Source organism: Flavobacterium fructosi (assembly GCF_042787335.1).
GTDB classification, from domain to species: domain Bacteria; phylum Bacteroidota; class Bacteroidia; order Flavobacteriales; family Flavobacteriaceae; genus Flavobacterium; species Flavobacterium fructosi.
This window is the reverse complement of the sequence record NZ_JBHZQA010000003.1, coordinates 14,124-31,984: the sequence shown is the minus strand read 5'-3', so window position 1 is coordinate 31,984 and position 17,861 is coordinate 14,124. Positions and strand designations below refer to the sequence as shown.

Here is a 17,861-nt window from a genome sequence, read left to right as displayed (position 1 = left end):
ACAAAATCAAATGAGTTTTTACGAATTCATTTTACCAATAAAAAACAAATAAAAAACTTTGCAATGAAATACGATATTATAGTTTTAGGAAGTGGTCCTGGAGGATATGTTACCGCCATAAGAGCATCACAATTAGGCTTTAAAGTGGCCGTAATTGAAAAAGAAAACTTAGGTGGAGTTTGTCTAAATTGGGGTTGTATCCCAACAAAAGCATTACTGAAATCAGCTCAGGTTTTTGATTATCTAAAACACGCTTCGGATTATGGATTGACTGTTTCATCATTTGACAAAGATTTTACTGCGGTAGTACAACGCAGCAGAACCGTTGCTGACGGAATGAGCAAAGGAGTTCAATTCTTGATGAAAAAAAATAAAATCGACGTCATCGATGGTTTTGGAAAGGTAAAACCAGGAAAAAAAATTGATGTTACTGATAAAGATTCAAAAGTTACTGAATATGAAGCAGACCATATCATCATTGCTACTGGTGCACGCTCTCGTGAGTTGCCTAACTTACCCCAAGATGGTGTAAAAGTAATAGGATACCGTCAAGCGATGACTTTGGCTACTCAACCAAAATCGATGATAATCGTAGGTTCTGGAGCAATTGGAGTAGAATTTGCACATTTCTATAATTCTATGGGAACTGATGTTACCATCGTTGAATTCATGCCAAATGTAGTTCCTGTTGAAGACGAAGACATTTCGAAACAAATGGAACGTTCTTTGAAAAAAGCGGGAATCAAAATCATGACCAGTTCTTCTGTAGAAAGAATTGACACAACCGGAGCAGGTGTGCAAGCATTTGTGAAAACAGAAAAAGGAGAAGTAGTTCTGGAAGCAGAAATCTTGCTTTCGGCAGTTGGAATCAAAACTAATATTGAGAACATTGGTCTTGAAGAAGTAGGTATTGCTACTGACAAAGATAAAATTTTAGTAAACGATTATAGCCAAACTAACATTCCGGGTTATTACGCCATTGGTGATGTTACACCAGGACAAGCATTAGCTCACGTAGCTTCTGCCGAAGGAATCAATTGTGTGGAAAAAATTGCAGGATTACACGTAGAACCTATCGATTACGGAAACGTACCGGGTTGTACTTACGCTACTCCTGAAATTGCGTCCGTTGGTTTAACTGAAAAACAAGCTAAAGAAAAAGGATACGAATTAAAGATTGGTAAATTCCCATTCTCTGCTTCTGGAAAAGCAAAAGCTGCCGGAACACCAGATGGTTTTGTAAAAGTAATTTTTGATGCCAAATATGGCGAATGGTTGGGTTGTCACATGATTGGAGCGGGAGTTACGGATATGATTGCTGAGGCAGTTGTAGCGCGTAAACTGGAAACTACAGGACATGAAATCCTAAAATCAATTCACCCACACCCTACAATGAGTGAAGCTGTTATGGAAGCTGTAGCAGATGCCTATGGTGAAGTAATCCACTTATAGACATATACTTGTAACGATGCGCAGCAGTCCGTATCGATAGTACGTTTCAAAAAATGAATTCAGAATCCGATTTGTGAAAGCAAATCGGATTTTTTTATGGATTATTCTACTATTAAAACTCAACTACGTAGTATAACTACTCCTACTAATCAATTAATTACGAAATTTTTCTAAAGAATTACGTTATACAATTTTCATACCTAATTCCGTATTTTAAGTAAATCAAAATAGTTAAAATAAATAAAGCCTTTGGTCTTTTTCTAATTATTTAAAAGTACGTCCAATGAAAAATATTTATCTTTATACCGGAACTATAAATGAAGTTAAAAACTCGTTTAAAGGGATTTTAAATTCAAACAATAACGAATTTAAATTAGCCGTAGATTCCAATTTCTTTGAGGAAAATATAGATGGAGTACCTTTTATAAATTGCATCACCTCTATTCAGGCGAGTATTACTTTTTCTGATGAGACCCTGCTAAGTATTGAACTATTAAGTAAATCTTCCATTTTATTTGCGTACTGCACTGAAGAATCCATCGAACATAGCTTTAGTGTATCTGGACAGAAATAAATCCTTAGAAAACATCATTCGGCAGAAGTAACTAGTACCCGTAAAACAATCAGTAATATAAATGGAAAATTCATAAAAGAGAATATTGAAATTATAAAATTAGACCGAAACTATATCATAGATGACGAAGTTTCCTATTCAACCGACGGTAGCAATTAAAGAAACAGTGATACCAAATTTGACATCATAAACATTTTTATGAAAACCAAGGTTAATTTAAATTCAAAAAACAAGATTTTAATATAAGGTGATTGGTATTAAATAGGTTTCATTTTTAATGGTGTTTAAATCCCATTTTAAGAACTACAGCTTAACATCGAACATCCTACTTTTTCCCTGGCCCAATCGGGTCTTTTGGCAAACCATTTTTGAAAATTTGGTTGTTCATCGTAAGGGTTTTTTAGCATTTCGAATAATTCGTTTAGCAACGCATAGTCACCCTTATCTACTTCATCAATACACAATTGCGCCATAAAATTTCGTAATACATATTTTGGATTCACTTCATTCATTTGCTCTTTTCTTTCAGCATCCGAAAGTGTTTCTTCATTGATTCTAATAATATACTTCTCAAACCAGTCGTGCCAATCTTTCAAGATAGTTTCATCTAAGTCCTTTTCGTTGTAAAACGCATCTTTTATTGTATGGAAAGCTGGTGTTGCATCATCTGCTTTAGTAACATTACCCAGATTTCTAAAGAAAATAGTCATATCCGTTTCTACACCTTCCAGCAATTGGATCAAACTCTGAATCAAAACTACATCTTGTTCTTTTTTAATTTGGAACCCGAGTTTATTTTGCATCATATTCAAATACTCCTTTTCGTATTCCGTACTAAAAGCGTCCAAAATAGTTTCCAGCGGTTTAGCATCTTTAATTAAAGGATATAAAGCATTGGCCAATTGATACAAATTCCATAACGCAATTTCAGGTTGATTACCAAAACGGTATCTTTTATGTTGGCTATCCGTTGTGTTAGGCGTCCAACTGGAATTATAATCTTCCAACCAACCGTAAGGTCCATAATCAATGGTAATACCGTGAATGGACATGTTGTCGGTATTCATAACTCCATGAACAAAACCTACACGTTGCCAGTCAACAATCATTTTAAGTGTAGTTCGGGTTACTTCTTGAAAAAAGGCGAGATATTTCCCGACACCTTCCACTTGAATGTGAGGAAAATGATGTTTGATGGTGAAATCAGATAATAATTTGAGATTAACGTAGTCTTTTCGAGACGAAAACAGCTCGAAGCTACCAAACCGTATAAAAGATGGAGCCACTCTGCAAACAATTGCTCCTTTTTCATAGGCAGGATTTCCATTATACAATACATCACGCAATACTTGATCGCCAGAAATCATTAATGAAAGTGAACGTGTTGTTGGAACACCCAAATAATGCATCGCTTCAGCGCACAAATGCTCCCGAATAGAAGAACGTAAAACTGCAAAACCATCTGCTGTTCTTGAATATGGAGTTGGACCTGCTCCTTTCAATTGCAAAGTATACGCCTTATTTTCATGAACCACTTCAGTAAGATTAATTGCCCGACCGTCACCTAATTGCCCAGCCCAATTCCCAAATTGATGTCCCGCATAACATAAGGCAAAAGGTTTTGTTTCCGGATAAACGGTGCTTCCTGAAAAAATGTGTAAAAAATCAGCTGAAAGTAGGTCTTCATCAGTAATACCAATGGCATGAGCCACTTCATTTGAAGCATGAATTAGTGATGGATTAGATGGTTTTTTGGGCAACACAAACGAATATGCCGATTGCTCAACCTGTCTTGGTGTATTGATATCAATTGGGTCAGCAGGTAATTCGGTTGTAAAATTATTTTGTATGTGAAGTTTCATTTGGTAACAGATTTATATAAACTAGAAATAATTAAGAGTAGTATAATGTAAAGGTATTCGATACCGCACACATAATTGAATACTTATGATAACTTTATTATATAACCAAAGTCATTTAATTTATAACCACTAAAACCTTAATTTATAGTATCGTCAACATTATAAATTTATTACATAAAAAAATCCTGAGCTTTCACTCAGGATCCTTTAAAATATATAACTATTTTCTAAATTAAGAAAGTGCTGCTTTTACTTGGTCAGCTGCTTCTTGAAATTCAACAGCAGATAAAATTGGCATTCCTGAATTATCAATTAATTCTTTTGCTATAGCTGCATTTGTACCTTGCAAACGAACAATAATTGGTACTTTAATTGCATCACCCATATTTTTGTAAGCATCAACAACTCCTTGCGCTACACGGTCACAACGAACGATTCCACCAAAAATATTAATCAAAATTGCTTTTACGTTTTGATCTTTTAAGATAATACGGAAAGCAGTTTCAACACGTTTAGCATCAGCAGTTCCACCTACGTCAAGGAAGTTAGCCGGTTCAAAACCAGCATATTTAATTAAATCCATCGTTGCCATCGCTAAACCAGCTCCGTTCACCATACATCCTACTGTACCGTCAAGATCAACATAGTTCAAACCTACTTCTTTTGCTTCAACTTCGATTGGGTTTTCCTCACGAACGTCACGCATATCAGCATATTTCTTTTGTCTGTATAAAGCATTATCATCGATATTAACTTTAGCATCTACAGCCATAATTTTATTATCTGATGTTTTCAAAACTGGGTTGATTTCAAACATCGAAGCATCAGATCCAATATAAGCATTGTATAAAGAATCGATGAATTTCACCATTTCTTTGAACGCATTTCCAGAAAGACCTAAGTTAAAAGCAATTCTTCTTGCTTGAAAACCTTGTAATCCAACAGAAGGATCAATTTCTTCGGTAAAAATTAAATGTGGTGTGTGCTCCGCAACTTCTTCAATATCCATTCCACCTTCAGTAGAATACATAATCATGTTACGACCTGTAGCTCTATTCAATAAAACAGAAACATAAAACTCAGAAGTTTCACTTTCACCAGGATAATAAACATCTTCAGCGATTAAAACTTTATGTACTTTCTTACCTTCCGCAGAAGTTTGAGGTGTAACTAATTGCATTCCGATGATTTGTTCTGCAATTTCTTCTACTTGCTGTAAGTTTTTTGCTAGTTTAACTCCACCACCTTTTCCACGTCCACCTGCATGAACTTGGGCTTTTACAACATACCAACTTGTACCAGTTTCGGTAGTTAATTGTTTAGCAGCAGCAACCGCTTCTACTGGACTATTAGCAACGATTCCGCGTTGAATGCGAACCCCGTAACTAGCTAAAATCTCTTTTCCTTGATATTCGTGTATGTTCATAATATAGAATTTGTCTGGATTCTGAATTTATTTCAGAATAAAAGTGGCACAAAAATAGCAAAATTAAACTTAACTGCTATTTTTTTTTATTAAATGTAACGCCTCAAATTGTATATTTCTAGCTTATCATTAGACGATTCAAAAAATATAGAAAATAACAAACATTTTGTTATAATTCTAAAACAAAATTCCTCAGTAAAATAATTCTTTCAAAATAATTGACACAAGTCCTTTTAATAGGTTTTCTTTTTATAGAAAAATCAATTCAACTCTCTTTAAATACAATTATTGTGAGTTATCGTACCTTTTTCTACTATTACTGTAAAAATACATTCAATTTGGCTTTTACACTCATTATATGTTACTAAATCTTTAATTTTGTAAAAAAATATTAAGCATGAAAGTTAAAGAACAAGGCCTTTATTTGCCCGAATTTGAACACGACAACTGCGGCGCAGGATTTATTTGCAATTTAAATGGAATTAAGTCCAATGATATTATTCATAAAGCATTAGATATTTTAATAAAATTAGAGCACCGTGGAGCGGTTAGTGCTGATGGTAGAACTGGCGATGGAGCAGGAATTTTATTTGACATTCCCCATGATTTTTTTAAGAAAGTTTGTGATTTCGAATTACCTGAAACTAGACAATATGCCGTAGGAATGGTTTTTATGCCGAAAAGCACAAATCAGGTTGTCTTTTGCAAAACAACTTTTGAAACGGCCATACAAGATCAAAATTTAGAAATCTTAGGATGGAGAGATGTTCCAGTTGATGTTTCTAATTTAGGACAAATTGCAGCCGAAAAAGAACCAACCGTAAAACAAGTGTTTGTTGGTAAAAATGGACTGGATCTTACCGAACAACAATTTAATGCGAAAATGTTTGCTGCAAGAAAAATTGCAGAACATACTATTAGAAATTCAAGAACTTCGGAAAGTCATATGTTCTATTTTTCTAGTTTTTCAACAACTACCATTATCTATAAAGGTTTGTTGATGCCGGAAGACATTAGTAGATACTACAGTGATTTGTCTGATACTGACTTAGTTACTAGATTAGCTTTGGTTCACCAGCGCTTTTCAACTAATACATTCCCTTCATGGGAATTAGCACAACCATTTAGATACATGTGTCATAATGGAGAAATCAATACGCTTCGTGGAAACATTAGCCGAATGCGTGCTCGTGAAGAATTGATGCAAAGTGATGTTTTTGGTGATGATTTGAAAAAATTATTCCCTATTATATTAGAAGGAAAATCAGATTCAGCTTCTATGGATATGGTTGTCGAATTGTTATTGATGACCGGACGTTCTTTACCGGAAGCAATGATGATGGTAGTTCCTGAAGCTTGGGAAAAACACCAAACCATGTCTGAAGAGAAAAAAGCATTTTACGAATACAATGCTTGTATCATGGAACCTTGGGATGGTCCAGCTTCTATTCCTTTTACTGATGGTAACGTTATTGGAGCCTTATTGGATAGAAATGGATTGAGACCTTCTCGTTATACTTTGACAAAAAGTGGTTTTGTAATTATGTCTTCCGAAATTGGTGTTCTAGATATTAAACCAGAAGATGTTATTCAACACGGTCGTTTGGAGCCAGGAAAAATGTTCTTGGTAGACATGAACGAAGGTAGAATCATTGAAGATGATGAGATCAAAAATGCTATTGCTACTAAACGTCCCTATAAAAAATGGTTAGATGAGAATTTATTGCAATTAGCTCAAATTCCTTATACCAATAATCCGATACCAACCGAAAACGTAGACTTTGAAACAAGACAACGTTTATTTGGTTATACTATCGAGGATTTAAAAACAATTATAAACCCAATGGGAGCTCAAGGTAATGAAGCTTTAAGTTCTATGGGTAATGATACTCCGTTAGCGGTTTTATCGGATCAACCACAACTTTTATACAACTATTTCAAACAATTATTTGCTCAGGTTACTAATCCACCATTGGATGGTATTCGTGAAGAAATCATTACGGATATCAGTCTAGCAATTGGTGGTGATTATAATATTTTTGATGTTGATCCTAAACATTGTAAAAAATTAAAGATTCAAAATCCAGTTATCTCGAATGAAGATTTGGATAAAATAAGAAATATTGATCATGTTGATTTCAAATCGGTGACTATTTCTACATTATATGATATTGAAAAAGGTGTAAATGGATTGGAACGCGCTATGGAAAGAGCAGTTCAAGCTACTTTTAAAGCTGTTTCTGAAGGTTGCAATATCGTAATCATTTCTGATAGAGGTGTAAGCGAAAAAATGGCTCCAATACCAATGTTATTGGCTTGCTCTTACATTCACCATTCCTTAAACATTCTAAAAGTTCGTTCGAAATTTGGAATCATAATTGAATCAGCTGAACCACGCGAACCACATCATTTTGCCTTATTATTTGGTTATGGTGCCAGCGCAATAAATCCTTACATGGTCAATGAAATTATTCATGACCAAGTTAACCAAGGTTTTATTACTGGTATAAAAGCGGATTATGCAATTAAAAATTACAATAAAGCGATTGCAAAAGGGATCCTTAAAATCATGAACAAAATTGGTATCTCTACCTTACATTCGTATAGAGCTGCTCAGATTTTCGAAATTTTAGGATTAAATAAAACTTTCACTTCTAAATATTTTCCTTACACCCCTTCTAGAATTGAAGGAATTGGTCTGATCGAAGTAGAAAAAGAAATCAAAAAAAGATATCAAAAAGCTTTCCCTAATTCAAAAGTGGCTAATTTATTACCGCTTGAAATTGGAGGTGTCTACAGATGGAGAAGAACTGGTGAAAAACACATGTTCAACCCAACAACGATTTCTAAATTACAACAGGCTGTTCGATTAAACAGTCCGGAAAGTTACAAGGAATACTCCAATATGGTTAATGACCAAAGTAAAAATCTAATGACTATTAGAGGTTTATTTGAATTCAATAATTTGGATCCAATTTCAATTGACGAAGTAGAGCCTTGGACCGAAATTGTAAAAAAATTCAAAACTGGAGCCATGTCTTATGGATCAATCAGCCAGGAAGCCCATGAAAACTTGGCAATTGCCATGAATAGAATTGGAGGAAAAAGTAATTCTGGAGAAGGTGGAGAAGATACTAACCGTTTCCAAAAAGACTTAAATGGTGATTCTAGAAATAGTGCTATTAAACAAGTTGCTTCAGGAAGATTTGGTGTATCTATCAATTATTTGACAAGTGCCAAAGAGATTCAAATAAAAATGGCTCAAGGTGCAAAACCGGGAGAAGGTGGTCAATTACCTGGAGAAAAAGTAGTGCCTTGGATTGCAAAAGTAAGAAATTCAACGCCTTATGTTGGACTTATTTCTCCGCCGCCACATCACGATATTTACTCCATTGAAGATTTATCACAATTGATTTTTGATTTAAAAAATGCCAATCGTGAAGCAAGGATTAATGTGAAATTAGTTTCTGAAGTGGGTGTTGGAACAATCGCTGCCGGTGTTGCTAAAGCAAAAGCCGATGTAATCTTGATTTCGGGATACGATGGAGGAACGGGTGCCGCACCATTAACATCATTACAACATACAGGTATTCCTTGGGAATTGGGACTTGCCGAAGCACAACAAACACTAATCTTAAATGATTTAAGAAGCCGTGTCGTTTTAGAATGTGACGGACAATTAAAAACAGGACGTGATGTAGCTATTGCTGCTTTACTTGGAGCTGAAGAATTTGGTTTTGCAACAGCACCGTTAGTTGCGTCGGGTTGTATTATGATGCGAGCTTGTCACTTGAATACTTGCCCAGTTGGTATCGCAACGCAAGATCCTGAATTGAGAAAAAATTTCAAAGGAACTCCGGAGCATATCATTAACTTCATGTATTTTATTGCTGAGGAGTTAAGAGAAATCATGGCACAATTAGGTTTTAGAACACTTAAAGAAATGGTGGGACAATCTCAAAAATTGAATGTCAACAAAGCCATCAAACATTATAAAGCGAGTGGATTAGATTTATCTACTATTTTATACAAACCAGAAAAAGCTAAAGTAGTTCCAAATCACAACACAACTACTCAAGATCATGCTTTAGATAATGTACTTGATTTTGAAATTATAAAAGCTGCAATTCCTTCTATTTATAGAAAGGAAAAAACAAGAGTGACTTTTGATATCAAAAATACAGATCGTTCAGTTGGTGCGATATTAAGTAATGAAATTTCAAAAATATATGGCGCTCAAGGATTACCTGAGGACACCATATTAGTCGACTTTACAGGTTCTGCAGGACAAAGTTTTGGTGCTTTTGCAACAAATGGTTTGTCATTCAAAATTCATGGAAACTGTAATGATTATTTAGGAAAAGGACTTTCAGGCGCTAAATTAATTATCAAAGTCCCTCCTACTGCAACATTCAAGCCTGAAGAAAACATTATCATTGGTAACGTGGCACTTTACGGAGCAATTACGGGTGAGGCTTATATTAATGGTATGGCTGGAGAACGTTTTTGTGTGAGAAATTCTGGAGCAACAGCAGTTGTAGAAGGAATTGGAGATCACGGATGCGAATACATGACCGGAGGAACTGTAGTAGTTTTAGGAAAAACAGGACGAAATTTTGCTGCCGGAATGAGTGGCGGTATTGCTTATGTTTTTGATCCAAATAAAAAATTCGATGCTACCTTATGTAATATGGAGATGGTCGCTTTTGAAACATTGGAAGAGGATGACTTAACTAAACTGAGACGCTTGATAAAAAATCATTCTATGTATACCAATAGCCCGTTAGCTAAAAGAATTTTAGAAGATTGGGAAAATCAACGCAACCATTTTGTCAAAGTAATGCCAACAGATTATAAAAAAGCATTACAGAGATTAGCAGAAGAAAAAAAAATTGAAGAACTAATAGCACTATAGTTATGGGAAAGATAGGTGGATTTAAAGAATATAATAGAACTGACGAAAGTACTATAGTTGTAGAAGAGCGTGTATCAAATTATAATGAATTTACGATTCCGTTAGTCAAAGATAAAATAAAAGAACAAGGTTCAAGATGCATGGATTGTGGTATTCCTTTTTGTCACAGTGCTTGTCCATTAGGAAATTTAATTCCTGATTTTAATGACATGGTGCATCAAGAGGAATGGGAAAGTGCATTGGAGATTTTACAATCAACAAACAATTTTCCTGAATTCACAGGAAGATTATGTCCTGCTCCATGCGAAAAATCATGTGTTTTGGGTATAATCAGTGAGCCTGTCGCTATTGAAAATATCGAAAAAAATATTATCGAAAGAGGTTTTGCGGAAGGATGGATAAAACCACAAATTCCAGTGACGAGAACAGGCAAAACTGTAGCTGTCATAGGTTCAGGCCCCGCCGGCTTAGCGGCTGCACAACAATTAAATCGTGCAGGACATACCGTTACCGTTTTTGAAAGAGACAATGCTATTGGTGGTTTATTACGTTACGGAATTCCAAATTTCAAATTAGAAAAAGGAATTATCGACAGACGTGTAGCTATTCTAGAAGCTGAAGGAATTGTATTTAAAACCAATGTAAACGTTGGTGTAAATTTCAGTATTGAAGAATTAAATTCTTTTGATTCCATCGTATTATGTGGCGGCGCAACGGAAAGAAGAAGCTTACCTACAAAAGGAATTGAAAGCAAAGGAGTTGTTCAAGCTATGGACTTTTTAACACAACAAACTAAAGTGGTATTCGGAGAATCAATTCCGGATCAAATTAAAGCAACTGGTAAAGATGTTATCGTTATTGGTGGTGGTGATACAGGTTCAGATTGTGTTGGAACTTCAAACAGACACGGTGCAAAATCGGTTACTAATTTTGAGATTTTACCCAAACCACCCGTTGGTAGAAGTGAAACTACTCCATGGCCTTTTTGGCCATTACAATTAAAAACTTCCTCTTCTCATGAAGAAGGTTGTGACAGAAACTGGTTGATCAATACAAAAGAATTCATTTCTAATGAAAAAGGCGAATTAACAGGATTGAAAACTGTTGAAGTAGCTTGGAAAATGACACCTGGACAGAGACCAGAACTAATCGAAAAAGAAGGATCAGAAAAAATATGGCCTTGTGATTTAGCTTTATTAGCTTTAGGATTTACAGGTCCTGAAAGTACATTAAGCGATCAATTGGGGTTAGATGTAGATTTTAGAACCAATTATAAAGCAACTAATTATCAAACGAATGTTTCTCACATATTTACTGCTGGTGATATGAGAAGAGGTCAATCTCTAATTGTTTGGGCAATTTCTGAAGGTCGTGAAGCCGCTCGAGAAGTAGATAATTATTTGATGGGATTTACTAATTTACCAACTAAAGGTAGTGGTGACCTACCTAGTTTATAATTAAAAATAATTTTATTAAATCCCTTGATATTTTTTTATCAAGGGATTTTTATTTTTAGAATAGTTACAAGAAATAAAAACACATCCTATTTGTTGTAATAATAACATTTTGTTATAATTTGTTAAAACCTGTATTTTTATTTGTTTGTATTGATAAAGAGTAATAAATTTGCGTAAAAATACAATCAAAATGCAAGGAAAAGACTTATTACAATTAGCAGAACAATTCGGAAGTCCGTTATATGTTTATGATGCCGAGAAAATACAATCTCAATACAACAGATTATCAAAAGCTTTTTCTAAGGTAAATAAGTTGCGTATTAACTATGCAGTGAAAGCATTGTCTAATATTGCAATCCTTCAATTACTAAAAGAAATGGGATCTGGTTTAGACACTGTTTCAATTCAAGAAGTATTATTAGGGCTTCATGCAGGATATGAGCCTGAAAAAATATTCTACACACCCAATGGAGTTTCTTTGGAAGAAATTGAAGAAGTTACAGCAATGGGAGTTCAAATCAACATTGATAACTTATCTATATTAGAGCAATTTGGCACAAAATATCCAAATGTTCCTGTATGTATTAGAATAAATCCACATGTAATGGCAGGTGGAAATGCAAACATATCTGTTGGTCATATTGATAGTAAATTTGGTATTTCTGTTCATCAATTACCACATTTAGTTCGTATCGTTGAAAACACAAAAATGAATATTGTAGGGATACACATGCATACTGGTTCTGATATTCTTGATATCGAAGTATTTTTATACGCTGCAGAAATATTATTCGACGCTGCAAAAAACTTCAAAAATCTTGAATTTCTTGACTTTGGAAGTGGATTTAAAGTACCCTACAAGAAAGATGACATTGAAACTGATATTGAAGAATTAGGAAAGAAACTTTCGAAAAGATTCAATGCTTTTTGTACAGAATACGGAAAAGAATTAACCTTGATATTTGAGCCAGGAAAATTTTTGGTCAGTGAAGCTGGATTCTTTTTAGCGAAAGTTAATGTCGTAAAACAAACTACATCAACAGTTTTTGCAGGAATAGATAGTGGTTTTAATCACTTAATACGACCAATGTTTTATGGTTCACAACATCATATTGAAAACATTTCACACCCAAAAGGGAAAGAACGTTTTTACTCTGTAGTTGGATACATTTGCGAAACAGACACATTTGCAAATAATAGAAAAATTTCCGAAATCAAAGAAGGTGATATTTTATGTTTTAGAAATGCGGGTGCCTATTGTTTTTCTATGGCATCTAATTATAATTCACGATACAAACCAGCTGAAGTATTGTGGTTAAAAGGAGAAGGGCATTTAATTAGAGCTCATGAAACCTTTGAAGATTTATTAAAAAACCAAATTCCATTACCACTAGAAATTGCTACAGTATAAGCTAAAACACAAATCCCATCTCTTTAAAAAGATGGGATTTTTTTTATTCACTACGACTATCGAAAATACTCTATTTTTCTAAAACTTCCTCTAAAACATTAGCGTCAGTTCCATTTGGAAAAGGAATTTTAATTTTTTGAGCGATTGTAGGTGCAATCTGTGTGATATATTTCTTTGCAAATGATTCTCCTTTCTTAACATGCCAGCCGTAAAAAATTACTGGTACATGGGTATCATAACTATAAGGAGTTCCGTGAGAAGTTCCAGTACCTTGGTATTCGATGTAAGCCGCTTTGTCAAGGATAACAAGATCTCCATTTTGTGATGGATCGTATCCTTTCGTTATAAAATTAAGGTAATAATCATTTCCAGTCGAACCTAGAATTTCTTCTTCAGTATAAACTCTTTTAACCTGCTCCTGTGTCATTAAATAATCTTTAAAAGACTGCTTAACCTTATTCAAATCAAGCCCTTTAGAATTAATAATTTCTTTATTAAAGAAAAGATTGAAATTAGAATAATTTAAAACTAAATCTACTCCAAAAGTAGCAACCGAAAAATCTTTTAATCCTTTGATAATATTTTGCGGATTTACACTTTTTACATTGTACTTATTATCTCTGAGATAGTTTGCATTTTCAGCTCCCGCATGATCTGCAGTAAGAAAAAGCAAATAATTATCTTTCCCCACAGTTTTGTCCAAATACTTAAGAAATTCAGCAATAGTTTGGTCCAAACGTAAATAAGTATCTTGCAATTCCATAGACCTTGGACCAAGTAAATGTCCAACATAATCAGTAGAAGAAAAGCTAACTGTCAGGAAGTCCGTAATATTATCTTTTCCTAATTCTTCTTTTTCAATTGCTTCCATAGCAAATTCTGCCAAAAGGTTATTACCAAATGGTGTAGAACGTATAACTCCTGCATCATTTTTCTCATACATATCTTTTAAATTATACGGAAATACTGGTGCCGAACTATTATATAATTTCCCCTCGTATGGATTATTATCTGCTAGACTCTCGTTATAAGTTGCTGCAGGTTTGAATAAATCCCAACCTTTAGTAATATAAGGCATGAATCTTTTCTCTTGGTTAAATTCGGCAACCCACCCTGGTAGTTTTTCGCCGTAAAAGGAGCTAGAAATAAAAGCTCCTGTTTTACTAAACCAAAAAGCCCAATCAGCAAAATGTCCCGCAGGTAAAATAGCACCACGATCTTTTAGACTTATTCCAATAACCTTCCCTTTAAAATTGGTTGCTAACTTAAGTTCATCTGTAATAGTAGTACTTAACAAATTCTTTGGAGACATTTCACCCTCTATAACAGTACCATCTCCCACTGTTTTAACCGATGCGTCATCTGTACAGTACATAAACTTACCCAAACTTCTACTAAACCATTCGTTCCCCACAATTCCATGAGTTGATGGTGTTGTACCTGTATATATTGATGCATGGCCTGGACCTGTATAAGTTGGCATATAATTAAAATGCATGTTTTGAAAAGTATATCCATTAGCCATTAATCTTTTAAAACCATTAGGTGAAAAATCATCAGCAAAACGATATAAATATTCCATCTTCATTTGATCTACAACAATACCAACAACTAATTTTGGTCGTTCTTGAGCCTGCATATTTAAAGACATTAAAAATGCCAAAAACAAAATAATTTTTTTCATATTGTATTTTTATATAGTTCAACAAAAATACAATTTAATGTTATAAAATAGGTATTAACAAAACTTAAGTATTACAAATTAATCATTTCTTATTCCTGTCTAAAAAATGTTTTTATGAAAAAGGTTTGGACTTCACTCTACAGTTTGGAAACTGAAAACTTGTAAATGCATATGGAATAGTATTCTTCTTTTGGATTTAATTTAGTTGTTGGGAAATGATTTTTATTAGGGCTATCCGGAAAATGTTGGGTCTCAAGACAAAAAGCTGTTCTATACTCATATGCTTTCCTATTTTTTCCTATTTCAGTTCCATTCAAAAAATTGCCTCCGTAAAACTGCAATCCAGGCTCATTTGTGTAGATTTCCATAGTTCTTCCGGACACCGGTTCTATAACCTTTGCGGCATAGTTTAAACCTTCCAATTTTTGATTAAGGACAAAATTATGATCGTAACCAAGTCCATATTTTAGTTGCGGATTTTCAGTATTAACCCTTTCTCCAATCGCAGTTATTTTTTGGAAGTCGAAAGCGGAATTTTCTACACTAGCGATCTCTCCTGTAGGAATCAATCCATTGTCAACAGGTGTGTAATAAGCTGCATTAATCTGTAAAAGATGGTTGTTAATTGTTCCGTTCCCTGCTCCTTTTAAATTAAAAAATGAATGATGAGTTAAGTTCACTACCGTTGGCGCATCAGTAGATGCCCAATACTCAATTTTTAATTCATTATTGTTTGTAAGTTTGTAAACAACTTTTACAACAAGATTGCCAGGATAACCCTCTTCCATATTTTTAGATACATACCGTAATTCTAAAGTTTGACCGTCAACTTGTTTTGCATCCCAAACAACGGATTCAAAACCTTTATTTCCTCCATGAAGATGGTTAAGGCCATTGTTTTTGGCCAAATCATATTCTTTACCATTTAGTGTGAATTTTCCGTTAGCAATACGATTTCCATATCTTCCGATTAAAGCACCAAAATATTTTTCTTTAGAATTTAAATAATCATTAATATTGGGATATCCCAAAACCATGTCCTCATAATGACCTTTTCTATCTGGCGCCCATAACGAAACCACTTTACCTCCGTAATTGGTAATTTCCGAAATCATTCCTGAATGATTCTTTAAGGTATACAATCGTACTTGTTTACCGTCAATTTCCCTTTCAAAATCACTTTTTTTAAGTAATACAATGGACATATTTTTTTTGTTTTGTCCCACTGTTACAAGGGATGTAAATAATAATGAGATAATTAAAATCGCTTTTTTCATTGTTGTTTTTTTAATGTTTTTTGACTCAATTCTGCAAGTTTTTATATACTCTTCAACTGTAGCCCTAATCAATAATTATTTTTTCGTAAACCGTATTTCCTTCATTGGCGATATGAAGAAAATATAATCCTGATTTTAAAGACGAAACATCAACCTTACATTCCGCCTCAGTAGTATTAATTTTTTTTACAGTCTTACCAGCACTATCAATAATTTTGATTTGTACGTAGCTTTCATGATTATTTAAGCCAACAATTATAAATTCATCTTTGGCTGGATTTGGATAAATTTTCACCGTGTTGGGTATATCCACATTTGCCGTGTTCAAAGTAGCTCTTACAAATTCAAGTTTAAACTTTTGATTATCTGTTCCAATGGAAGTATTTTGTTGCACATTTCCCCCATTAACATCAATATCAGCAGCATCAATCTCAATTGTTTTACCACTATTTTTATTTATGATACTATAATTTCCCGCATTAAGGTCTGTTATAGCCCACATTTGACAAGAAGCTCCATTTGGTGTCCAAATAGTAACACTAGCAAAATTAGAAACGCTACAAGCTCCAATTTCCATTGCTAGACCACTCAATGCAGATATAATAGTGTAATGACCATCTCCAGTAGCTTGAATCCACCATTTTTGTCCCAAGCCATCATTATCCTCCCATTGTATAATGTTTGCAGGATTACCATAAACAGTCCCTCCAATTCCCACTAATTTAGTGGTGTTCTTTTGCTTTATTTTATACAGCCCATTTGCCAAGCCTTGAAAAGGCAATGTAGGTTCTCCACTAGGAGCAGTTATTGGTTCTCCTATAACGGAAGGCTTTCCAAATTGTGGAATTCCGTTTCCATCAAAAGTTATTTTTTGAGCTCTTGTTGTTCTTGTATTTCCGCAATCACCACTAGAATTTGGCGTTGCATGATATGCAAACCAATCTTCAATTCCATCGGGAGATTTAAAGAAACAATTGTGTCCCGGTCCATAGCTATGGGTTAACGCATTTGATGCAAAAACAGCATCAGGTATTTTTGTCCAAGAAGATGGAAGTAATGGATTAGCGGTATCATTCATATACATCATCCCCATTTTATAGTCTGGTGTCCAACAACCATTTGCAGAATAGGTCATAAACACCTTGTCGTTTTTTATAAGTATTTCTGGCGCTTCATTCACATCACCAAAATTACCTCCTGACAATTCTCCTGGACTCGACAGCAATGATCTCGTACCAGTCAAAGTCCAAGGATTACTCATTAAAGACACATAAATTTTTTGGGGTTTATCTCTTCCAAGTGCATTTGTTGTTGCATCGACACCAGACCAGATAAAATAACGATTACCTAAAATCTCCATAATTGTTCCATCTATGGCATAATAATCTGAACCGGTCGAAGAGAGCTTTCCTCTAAAATTCCAATTGTTTGACATCGGATCACCTGTACTGTTTTCAATCACAAATGATTTTTGAAGATTTGACTCTGTTTCTTTTGCAGTATAATAGATATACCACTTTCCATCAAGTTGGTGTAATTCAGGTGCCCAGTAATCCCCCATCTGAGCACCGACATTCCCCGGCCCAAATAACTTTGTTAGCCTCACTTGTTTTAAGCCTTCTAGAGTTGTTGCCTTTTTTATAGAAATGTCTCCACCCGTAGTTCCAGTGTAGTAATAGTACCCATTTACATAAGTAATATGGGGATCTGCTAAATCTGCAATAGGTTGGGTAAATGTCTGAGACATTCCTAATTGAAAACAACAAATACAAAGAACTAAAAACAATTTATTTAATTTCATGA

Annotated in this window: 10 protein-coding genes; 5 read left to right on the top strand and 5 right to left on the bottom strand. The window is 34.3% G+C overall.

Annotated elements, in window-relative coordinates:
• Positions 1–63: 63 nt before the first annotated feature.
• Positions 64–1,452 carry a dihydrolipoyl dehydrogenase gene (gene lpdA, locus ACFX5D_RS05435; protein ID WP_379857232.1) on the top strand — a complete coding sequence of 463 codons (1,389 nt, stop codon included), beginning with the start codon at positions 64–66 and terminating at the stop codon, positions 1,450–1,452.
• Positions 1,453–1,735: 283 nt separating this feature from the next.
• Positions 1,736–2,026, top strand: coding sequence for a hypothetical protein (locus ACFX5D_RS05430; RefSeq protein WP_379857231.1), 291 nt, complete (start codon positions 1,736–1,738; stop codon positions 2,024–2,026).
• A 296-nt stretch (positions 2,027–2,322) separates the two neighbouring features.
• Here the strand turns inward: ACFX5D_RS05430 and ACFX5D_RS05425 are convergent, their stop codons facing one another.
• Positions 2,323–3,888: a protein adenylyltransferase SelO gene (locus ACFX5D_RS05425; protein ID WP_379857230.1), complete on the bottom strand. Its 1,566-nt coding sequence runs from the start codon at positions 3,886–3,888 to the stop codon at positions 2,323–2,325.
• A 232-nt stretch (positions 3,889–4,120) separates the two neighbouring features.
• Entirely contained in the window at positions 4,121–5,314 is a 1,194-nt protein-coding gene (sucC, locus tag ACFX5D_RS05420) for an ADP-forming succinate--CoA ligase subunit beta (RefSeq protein ID WP_143388717.1), read from the bottom strand.
• A gap of 397 nt (positions 5,315–5,711) precedes the next feature.
• Here sucC and gltB point away from each other — a divergent pair, with 397 nt between their 5' ends.
• From gltB to lysA, 3 genes are all read left to right on the top strand, one after another.
• Positions 5,712–10,229, top strand: a complete 4,518-nt coding sequence (gene gltB / locus ACFX5D_RS05415) for a glutamate synthase large subunit (RefSeq protein ID WP_379857229.1) — start codon at positions 5,712–5,714, stop codon at positions 10,227–10,229.
• Between the two features lie 2 nt (positions 10,230–10,231).
• Positions 10,232–11,686, top strand: coding sequence for a glutamate synthase subunit beta (locus ACFX5D_RS05410; protein WP_379857228.1), 1,455 nt, complete (start codon positions 10,232–10,234; stop codon positions 11,684–11,686).
• A 184-nt stretch (positions 11,687–11,870) separates the two neighbouring features.
• The gene (gene lysA, locus ACFX5D_RS05405; protein ID WP_379857660.1) at positions 11,871–13,097 is read left to right on the top strand and encodes a diaminopimelate decarboxylase; all 1,227 of its coding nucleotides are present in this window, start codon (positions 11,871–11,873) and stop codon (positions 13,095–13,097) included.
• A 70-nt stretch (positions 13,098–13,167) separates the two neighbouring features.
• On the opposite strand, the gene pafA is transcribed toward lysA, so the two are convergent.
• From pafA to ACFX5D_RS05390, 3 genes are all read right to left on the bottom strand, one after another.
• Positions 13,168–14,781 (bottom strand): alkaline phosphatase PafA, encoded by a 1,614-nt coding sequence (pafA, locus tag ACFX5D_RS05400; RefSeq protein WP_379857227.1) that lies wholly within the window; start codon positions 14,779–14,781, stop codon positions 13,168–13,170.
• Positions 14,782–14,918: 137 nt separating this feature from the next.
• Entirely contained in the window at positions 14,919–16,058 is a 1,140-nt protein-coding gene (locus ACFX5D_RS05395; protein ID WP_379857226.1) for an aldose epimerase family protein, read from the bottom strand.
• Between the two features lie 64 nt (positions 16,059–16,122).
• Complete coding sequence (locus ACFX5D_RS05390; protein WP_379857225.1) at positions 16,123–17,859, bottom strand: family 43 glycosylhydrolase; 1,737 nt, start codon at positions 17,857–17,859, stop codon at positions 16,123–16,125.
• Positions 17,860–17,861 lie beyond the last annotated feature (2 nt).

Excerpts from the sequence above, each read along its gene's own strand:
- lpdA (WP_379857232.1), top strand. The coding sequence starts at position 64 with ATGAAATACGATATTATAGTTTTAGGAAGTGGTCCTGGAGGATATGTT.
- ACFX5D_RS05430 (WP_379857231.1), top strand. The coding sequence starts at position 1,736 with ATGAAAAATATTTATCTTTATACCGGAACTATAAATGAAGTTAAAAAC.
- ACFX5D_RS05425 (WP_379857230.1), bottom strand. The coding sequence starts at position 3,888 with ATGAAACTTCACATACAAAATAATTTTACAACCGAATTACCTGCTGAC.
- sucC (WP_143388717.1), bottom strand. The coding sequence starts at position 5,314 with ATGAACATACACGAATATCAAGGAAAAGAGATTTTAGCTAGTTACGGG.
- gltB (WP_379857229.1), top strand. The coding sequence starts at position 5,712 with ATGAAAGTTAAAGAACAAGGCCTTTATTTGCCCGAATTTGAACACGAC.
- ACFX5D_RS05410 (WP_379857228.1), top strand. The coding sequence starts at position 10,232 with ATGGGAAAGATAGGTGGATTTAAAGAATATAATAGAACTGACGAAAGT.
- pafA (WP_379857227.1), bottom strand. The coding sequence starts at position 14,781 with ATGAAAAAAATTATTTTGTTTTTGGCATTTTTAATGTCTTTAAATATG.
- ACFX5D_RS05395 (WP_379857226.1), bottom strand. The coding sequence starts at position 16,058 with ATGAAAAAAGCGATTTTAATTATCTCATTATTATTTACATCCCTTGTA.
- ACFX5D_RS05390 (WP_379857225.1), bottom strand. The coding sequence starts at position 17,859 with ATGAAATTAAATAAATTGTTTTTAGTTCTTTGTATTTGTTGTTTTCAA.